Consider the following 7,413-nt stretch of genomic DNA (forward strand, 5'->3'; position numbering starts at 1 on the left):
GCCCACCTACATTCTTCACCGCGCCCTGCAGACGAACCGAAAGCCTTCTGCGGCGCCTCCCACCGCCATGGAGGCCGAAGGGGATATCGAGGCCGGCTTCGCGCTCGAACCGATTCTGCCGGACGATCCAGGTCCGCAGCGGAAGAGCGCGATCTGGCGCGAACCGTGAGTCACGGCGCGTCCTGAGCGGGAGGCGATGATGGGCAAGGCGTGATCGGACGATCTTCTGGAGCGGGTTCTGGCGCCGGTGGCTTCGGAGATGTCGCGTCGGCAGGCGGCCCTTCGGTTTCAGGTGAGCGTGGCTTCAGCGGCTCGCTGCGTTGCTCTCAAGCCGAGATCAGCGGGGTCGGCCTGCGGCGGGCGGAGCCGGTCGCCGCTGGAGCTACACGCGGCCTGGCTGCTTGAGCTGAACGAGGCTGAGAACGACCCCACCCTGGCCGGACTGGCCCGCTCGAGGCCAAGCGGGGCGTGGCCATCACCGAAGCGTCGATCCGTCGGTTCTTCAAGCGGCGGGGGGATCAGGTGCGTAACCTGATCCGCAAACGCGGCGGACTCTTCGCGAACTGCCGCCGTACTCGCCCCGACCCCTGACCCCATCGAGCTGGCCTGCGCCACGCTCAAGACCCTGCTGAGAGCTGCCGCGGATACCACCGTGACAGCCCTATGGGTCGCATCGCTGACACGCTCAACGCCTTCACACCACAGGAATGCGCCAACTACTTCCGTCAAGATGGGTAAGCGCCAACTTGACCGTCGAATACTCTTGACCTCGTAGGCGTTCATCGCCGCGAAACGGACCGCGTTTACCTTGGCCAAGCGTGGGCGAAGGCGACCCGCAAGAGGCGACCGTTGTCCCGTAAGAGTAGTGGATCCGGAGCCGTCGATCTTCGTCCCGTCGCAATCACTTGACGGTAACGCCGTCGAACCTGTTTTAGCGCTTAAAGGTCTCTACGCGCGTCGATAGTAGTGTTGGTCGCTTCCTCGAGCCCTTCCGCAGAGACGAGTGGGGGGATCATTGCAGAGCGACGGCGGATCGGCTCTCGGCGGAAACGTCGAGCGTTTCTGACATCTGAGCACTGCAATCTGCTGGCGGAAATCCATTCTGGCCGATAAATAGGAGGACAATCAAACAAGGTGACGGACGCTTTAACGTCGACGTTGACGGCCTGTCCCAGATGGTGGCGAGCGCGGCTGGCGTGTCGGCCATGAGCTCCCGAGAGATCCTAGCGCAGACGGGCGGCTGACACTAGGCGGCCGGCTTCAGAGGCGTCATCACCGAAAAAAACTCAGTACGACGTCAGCCGCTTGGGGCTCTTTGCTCTCGATCCAAGCGGTCAAGGAATTCGACCACGGCGTTTAGAAAAGCATCGTTGCGATCACCCGCCACCATGTGTGAAGCGCCAGCGACGTCGGTGAATTCTCCGTTCGGAAGCTGGTCGACGAACGACTCCGCCGCTTCGCGCGAGACCAGTTCGCTCAGACGGCCGCGGATAAGATGGACCGGGATTTTCAACCCAGGCATCCGAGCCCGGAATGCCTCCGCGTCATGCAGGGACTTCCCGCTCTGCATGCCGGCGACGACGTTTGGATCCCAATGCCAGCGGTATCGGCCGTCAGCACCCTTCCTCAGGTTCTTGGCCAAACCGGATTGATCTGAAGGCCGGGGGCGGTGGGGCAGATAGGCAGCAATGATGTCGGCCGCCTCGTCGAGGCTTCCGAAGCCTTCCGCGACATTGGCGCTCATGAACTCGATGACCCTTGCGGCTCCGTCCATGTCCATGCCCGGGACGATATCAACGAGTGTGATCGATCTGAAACTTCCGGGCGCGAGTTCCGCCTCGGCGTACAGTCCGGCGAGACCGCCAAGAGACGCCCCGATCAAGGCCGGACGGTCACCCATCGTCTTGGCAACCTCCACAAGGTCGGCCGCGAACCGTTCGATCGCGTAACTGCCCGTCATCGACCAGCCACTGTCGCCGTGGCCGCGAAGATCAAGCGCCACCACCTGCCAGCCTCGATCCGCAAGCACCGTCGCCGTCTTGGCCCAGGAATGCCGCGTCTGGCCCCCGCCGTGCGCCATCAGGAGAGACCCGCGTCCGGGTCGACCATAGCAGTCGGCGGCCAAATCTAGCCCGTCGGTGGTCCTGAACGCTGCTCTGGACGGTTCTTTCATTCAGACGTCTCTATCTTTGGTTCGGAGTTTCGCTTCGTTTCTGAACCGGCGGCAGGATAAGCCCAGGCGTTGGAAACCGGCGGAACTTTGCACCACCCGCTCGAATCGCCGGTTTCGATCACGCGGCTGGACCATCGCTTTGGGGAGAGTTCTTGGGCTCCAAGGCGTCCACCCACTGGTTCAGATAGGCCTCGAACAACGCTTTCGACGCTCCCAAATGAACGTCAGCGTGCATGCCCCGCATCAACCATTGGCTCAACATGAAGGTCCGACCGACAGACAACTCACCGGCGGGGCCGCCAAACCCGGCGGCATCAGCGGGATGAAAATCCTGCACGATCCGATAGAAGCCTGTCCAAAGACGGGTGAGGATTTCCGCGAGTTCCGGAGCCCTGCGGCTGGCGTGGCTGAGTTCCGCCAAAACCACGCCTTCGCGCGCGAGAAAAATGTCTTTCCAGAGCGCCAGTGAAAACTGCCGGAGCGGATCAGGGTCTCTCTGAACTCGCTTCCAGATCTCAAGCATCTTCTGTGACACGTCAGCGACGAGAGACGCCGTCGCCGCCTCGACCAGGGCGGCTTTCGATGTGAAGTGATGCAAGGGAGCGCCCCGCGAGACCCCTGCCACGGCCACGACCCGGCCGATCGTCAGTTCGCCATAGCCATGCTCGTGAAGCGTCTCGAGCGTCGCCTCGATCAGGCGCCGTTTCATCGAGGCGGATCGCTCGGTCTGGGTTCGGGGGTGAGATCTGCCGTCGTCGGCGAGATGGGTCATGGCGCCTCACGCTTGGGGCTGGGCTTCAGAAGGAACCAAAGGTCAGGGGCAGGCTAAAGCGCCCGAGAGATCAGCTCTCGCATGATGTCATTGGTGCCCCCGTAGATCTGGTGGGCGCGGTTGTCGACGAACGCCCGCGAAACAGGGTACTCCCACATGAAACCATAACCGCCATGCATCTGAACACACTGGTCGATGACGCGGCTGCACATCTCTGACACCCACATCTTGGCCGCCGCAGCCGCCATCGGCGTCAGGGTCCCGGCGATCTCCGCCTTCAGACATTCGTCGACGAAGGTGCGGCCGACGCCGAGTTCGGTCTGCATGTCCGCCATTCGGTGGCGCATGGTCTGGAAGGCGGCGACCGGACGCCCAAAGGCGGTACGGGACTTCACATAGTCGCGAGCGATGTCGAAGGCGGCTTCTGCGCTCGCCTGAGCCTGGATTGCGATCATCAGGCGCTCCCAGGCGAGTTGCTGCATCAGCATCATGAAGCCGGCCCCTTCGCTGCCCAGCAGGTTCTCCTTGGGAACCCGGACATCCTCGAAGAACAGTTCGGCCGTGTCTTGGGCCCGCATACCCATCTTTTTGAGCGGTTTACCCTTGGTGAACCCAGGCGTACGCGCTTCCACGAGCATCAAACTGGTGTCTGCGCTGCCTTTTCCGGATTCTCCGGTCTTGGCGACGACGATCACGAGGTCGGCGAGAAATCCGTTGGTGATGAATATTTTTGAGCCGTTGAGGACGTAGTGGTCGCCAGCGTCGCGAGCTCGGGTCCGGATATTCTGAAGGTCCGATCCCGTTCCGGGTTCGGTCATTGCAATCGCGCCGATGAGCTCTCCAGACGCCATTCTGGGCAGATACCTCTCCTTTTGGGCTTGGCTGCCGTAGTGCATAAGGTACGGCGCGACGATTTCTGAGTGGAGTGAAAAGCCTGGCCCGCTGGCGCCCACGCGCGCTTGTTCCTCCATCACTATAGTCGCGAAGAGGCGGTCGGCGCCGAGACCTCCGAAGGCTTCAGGCATCGTTACGCACAGCATCCCGGCCGCACCCGCCTTGTTCCATAGGCTTCGGTCTACATGCCCCTGAGCCTCCCAGGCTTCCCAGTGCGGGTAGACCTCCGCCTCGAAAAAATTGCGCACGCCGCGGCGGTAGTCGTCGTGTTCCGACCCGAAAACGGTGCGCTGTAGCAGGGGAGCAGTCTCAGGCGGAGCCACGAACTCCGCCCTAGCTTCCTTGGATCTCGTCATCGCTCCACATCCCAAGCTTCAGGCGGCATTAACGGTTACATGTTGGACGTTCAGTATGTTGTCTGGCATGCTTAGCCTGTCAAGGTGAGATTATGGTCTTCGACCGCAGGCGCTCTCGATCACGAGGAGGAGTTCAGCCCAATGAGTCCGACTTCGACCTACGACAGGCATCGCCCATTGGCAGGATTCAACGTCATCTCCCTGGCGCAGAATCTACCAGGACCGGTTGCGTTGGCCATGCTCGTCGCGGATGGGGTCAGCGCGACGAAGATCGAAACGCCTTCGGGCGATCTGCTGCGCCTTGCATGCCCTGCCTGGTACGAAGACCTGCACAGGGGGATTGAAGTCTACGCCCTGGATTTGCGTGAGCCTTCCCAAATGGCGTCGCTCCGCACAATGCTGGCGCAGTCGGACCTGCTGATCACCAGCCAGAGACCCTCCGCCCTGTCGCGCCTGGGAATTACAGCGACGTCGCTGCGCGAGATCAGCAGCCGACTTTGCTGGGTCGAGATTGTAGGCGACGCCCGGGCGCCGGAAGCGCCGGGTCATGATCTGACCTATCAGATGGACGCGGGCCTGGTCTGTCCGCCGTCGATGCCTTTGACGCTTATCGCTGATCTCGGGGGTGCAGCGGACGCCGCCCGCGCTGGGTTGGCGCTGCTGCTCGGTCGGGAACGTGGATCGCAGCGCCGCCATCGCACCGTCGGCCTGAAGCAGGCAGCACTCGCGTTCGCCGCACCGGTTGGCTATGGCCTCACCCGGAACGGGGGAGCCTTGTCGGGTGCGTTTCCCGGCTACGGAATCCACCCTTTGAAAAATGGCTGGGCGGCGGTTGCAGCGATCGAGCCCAAATTCTCCACTCGCTTGATGGAAATTACATCGGGGGACCCGGAAGGATTTTTATCAGATCTGTCGGTCTCGGAGGTCAACGAAATAGCCAAGACCAATGACCTGCCGATCAGCACAGTGTTCGGTTCTGGGAGGGCTCCCTAGGTCATGACTCATGGGCATGAGTGCATCGTTTTCGGCAGAGGCGTCCATCAATGGTCGCCTTGCCGGGCCACCGTGCGCTCTTCGATGTCAGACCACAGCCGGCTCGCGGCCTGCCTAGGTCCGGCCAACCATCCCTCCCCCGTCCGCCATGGACGCCCTTGGGTCCAGCAGGCCGGGCCGAAATAGCCAGGCGCGATGTGTCGCGCCACGACCTCGGCTTGGCCAGCGGGGCCGAACGGATAATGGCGTCGTACGCGCGGATTTCAAACGCGTCCCACGCCCCCCCTAGCGTTGATGAGTTTCTGGACGAGAGCCCCCCTTGGGGGGAAAGGTCCCAGACTAGCCTGTCATCGGCCCACTGTCCGTCCGCCAACACCAACCTCCGCCTGAAGATCGGGTTTGAGAATTCGCTGCGATCGAACGCGATTTCGACCCACAGTTCGGGCTTTGGCTGGCGATTTGGCGTAGCTGACAGGGTGTGCTGACACCGGAGTACAGGCTCAAAATTGACGGTCCAGCCAAGCGACCAAATGGAACGGTTAGGTACCGGCAACGTTTCAAAGGCGTTCATGAGTGAACATCCTTCCTCCCAAACCGGCACGGTCTATGACCGTGCCGGTCCTTCCGGGCGATGACAGACGAGTACAGGGTTCGACGCTCTGTGAGCCCGCTCGCGCTGGTAGGAGCCGTAGCGACAAGAATGGCCGTCTGGTGCTCGGCCACGACGCGCAATCGTTCAATCGGCGTGGGCGCGCGGCCGGGTCGCCACAGGTACGGCCTCAGAAGTGCCCAGGCCCGCAACGGCGCTGTAGGCGGGCATAATGAACTCGCCGGCCTGCGCCCAATGCGCAACAGGCGGGAGCACGCTTCAAGACGAGCGCTTGGGCCAGGCAGCGACAACCCTCTAAGAAACTGCTTCAGGCGCGAGACCTTGCAGCCGAAAGGGCCCGGGATCTATTTTGGGACGCGACCCCGGCCGGCTTGGTCAGGAGGTCGTTTCTCAGAGCGCTTGGATGACAAGATGGCCCGCTCGCCGCACCGCTCGGGGTAAGCACGCTTTGGCCTCTACTTTGCCGCAACGATCATCCGATGTATAGGGAGGTTCGTTTTCTTTACTTCTCGGCATAGCCGATCAGTATCGCGCCCTAATAAAACCGGTACGTCATCACTAGACCTGCGATATCTAGACCCTGGTTGCGCCCGTCGCCCAGGATTTGTCCGTGCGACAGGCGGACCCACTGCAGACCCATCCGTGTGTCGTTCGAGGCCTTCCAATCAAGGCTGAGCGCCGATCGGAAGAGATCCCGAGAGCCCAGCAGAAGCCGAGATCGCGCCTCGGCGGGATCAAAGTGTCCACGACCGTCGTGTATCGCATAACCAAACTGGAACTCGCTGCTCAATCGCTCGGAAAGGTCGCGCCGCCACGCAAGGCCGACGGCGGCGAAATTCGTGTCGCCCTCGCTGTTCAAGGCTCAGATAATCCCTCGGACGGCCGACAGCCGCCATGGCCGCGATGGCACGGCTCAACAGCGCCACTTCAAGGTTGACGCCGCTTTCGCGATCGCCCGCACCCAGATGGAGGACGTCGTGCTGCATGACGGCGACGCGAAGCTCCCGACTGTCATCCTGTGCGGTGGCGACGCCGGCCAGGCACGGAAGTAACAGGCCGACAACCGCCGCTGAGATCAGCGGTAGAAGTTTGTTACGAGACTGCATTGATGCTTTTTTGGCCGTCAGGGGTTCTGAGGGCCGGGTTGCCCGCTAGATCCGCCGTCCGGCGGGGAGGGGGGCTCAACCAGCCCGACATTCAATGGCGCCCAGCCATCACCGGCCGCTGCGCGACGACGGCCCTCCTCGAAGAGCGCCGTCATCGAATCCTGGTCGAAATCGAGCGCGGAAGCGTCGACCTCCGGGGGAATCGCCGCCACGCTCACGCGCATTCCGTTGCGGCGAGCGAACGCGCCCTGGGCCGCAAGACTGGTTCGCAAAAGAGACTGGGTCATGCTCTGGTAGGACCGCACGAAAACGGACGGCAGACTGCCTCTGGTCTGACGATAGTCCTGCCCGAGCTTTCCGTTGATAATGACGTAGAGTTCGCTTGACGTGACCCCCGTTTCTCATCCAGCCATAACAAGAGTCCGTCGTTGATCTGAGCTGGGGTTGTTGGGGTTGGCAAGAGGCCGGTCTGCGCAGCCATCAACCAGCGCAGCAGGCCGGCCGATCTG

Annotated in this window: 6 protein-coding genes; 2 read left to right on the plus strand and 4 right to left on the minus strand. The window is 62.2% G+C overall.

Translation table 11 applies throughout. The annotated features are described in order from the left end of the window. Positions 1–1,297 precede the first annotated feature (1,297 nt). From ACO2Q1_RS17135 to ACO2Q1_RS17145, 3 genes are all read right to left on the minus strand, one after another. Complete coding sequence (locus tag ACO2Q1_RS17135) at positions 1,298–2,173, minus strand: alpha/beta fold hydrolase (RefSeq protein ID WP_292133316.1); 876 nt, start codon at positions 2,171–2,173, stop codon at positions 1,298–1,300. 118 nt (positions 2,174–2,291) lie between these two features. Next, positions 2,292–2,945, minus strand: a complete 654-nt coding sequence (locus ACO2Q1_RS17140; RefSeq protein WP_292133319.1) for a TetR/AcrR family transcriptional regulator — start codon at positions 2,943–2,945, stop codon at positions 2,292–2,294. A gap of 53 nt (positions 2,946–2,998) precedes the next feature. After that, a complete protein-coding gene (locus ACO2Q1_RS17145) occupies positions 2,999–4,195 on the minus strand; it encodes an acyl-CoA dehydrogenase family protein (RefSeq protein WP_423330676.1) in 1,197 nt (398 codons plus the stop codon). A 141-nt stretch (positions 4,196–4,336) separates the two neighbouring features. Between ACO2Q1_RS17145 and ACO2Q1_RS17150 the strand changes: the two genes are divergently transcribed. Both ACO2Q1_RS17150 and ACO2Q1_RS17155 read left to right on the plus strand, forming a co-directional pair. Beyond that, complete coding sequence (locus ACO2Q1_RS17150; protein ID WP_292133325.1) at positions 4,337–5,188, plus strand: CoA transferase; 852 nt, start codon at positions 4,337–4,339, stop codon at positions 5,186–5,188. Positions 5,189–6,637: 1,449 nt separating this feature from the next. Beyond that, on the plus strand, positions 6,638–6,850 hold the full coding sequence (locus ACO2Q1_RS17155) for a hypothetical protein (protein WP_292133328.1): 213 nt from the start codon (positions 6,638–6,640) through the stop codon (positions 6,848–6,850). Positions 6,851–6,921: 71 nt separating this feature from the next. On the opposite strand, the gene ACO2Q1_RS17160 is transcribed toward ACO2Q1_RS17155, so the two are convergent. Next, complete coding sequence (locus ACO2Q1_RS17160; RefSeq protein ID WP_423330677.1) at positions 6,922–7,191, minus strand: hypothetical protein; 270 nt, start codon at positions 7,189–7,191, stop codon at positions 6,922–6,924. Between the last annotated feature and the right edge of the window lie 222 nt (positions 7,192–7,413).

The organism is Brevundimonas sp. VNH65, from assembly GCF_049445955.1.
Taxonomy (GTDB): Bacteria; Pseudomonadota; Alphaproteobacteria; order Caulobacterales; family Caulobacteraceae; genus Brevundimonas.

Coding starts and splice junctions, on each gene's coding strand:
- ACO2Q1_RS17145 (WP_423330676.1), bottom strand. CDS start 4,195: ATGACGAGATCCAAGGAAGCTAGGGCGGAGTTCGTGGCTCCGCCTGAG.
- ACO2Q1_RS17140 (WP_292133319.1), bottom strand. CDS start 2,945: ATGACCCATCTCGCCGACGACGGCAGATCTCACCCCCGAACCCAGACC.
- ACO2Q1_RS17160 (WP_423330677.1), bottom strand. CDS start 7,191: ATGACCCAGTCTCTTTTGCGAACCAGTCTTGCGGCCCAGGGCGCGTTC.
- ACO2Q1_RS17150 (WP_292133325.1), top strand. CDS start 4,337: ATGAGTCCGACTTCGACCTACGACAGGCATCGCCCATTGGCAGGATTC.
- ACO2Q1_RS17135 (WP_292133316.1), bottom strand. CDS start 2,173: ATGAAAGAACCGTCCAGAGCAGCGTTCAGGACCACCGACGGGCTAGAT.